At 31.5% G+C, this 254-nt stretch carries 1 protein-coding gene; it reads left to right on the top strand.

The window, feature by feature from the left end; genetic code table 11:
• Positions 1-44: 44 nt before the first annotated feature.
• Positions 45-254, top strand: a 210-nt coding sequence (locus SB775_RS31690) for a hypothetical protein (RefSeq protein WP_410865251.1), incomplete at its 3' end; no start/stop codon positions are given.

Below are 254 nucleotides of genomic sequence, written 5' to 3'. Positions count from 1 at the left end.
GTTGAAATTCTTTGTAAAGTTTGAAAATTGGGTGAGCTATAAAAATGAAAGGAGTGTATAATGTAGAATCAAATATTTTTGGCGACATCTTCTTTGTTGCTCTACCAAGAATAACATCTACTGTTTCAGAATCTGGAGTTGAGATTTCGAGTTTTCTATATGGAAATCCTAGTTTTCTAGAGACTATAAGATCTGAAGAGCAATTTACAAAAATTAAATTATTAACTCTAAGAGTTAGCGCTGTAGGACTAAGC

The organism is Peribacillus sp. SIMBA_075 (assembly GCF_046534585.1).
This window is presented reverse-complemented; position numbering and strand designations above follow the sequence as displayed.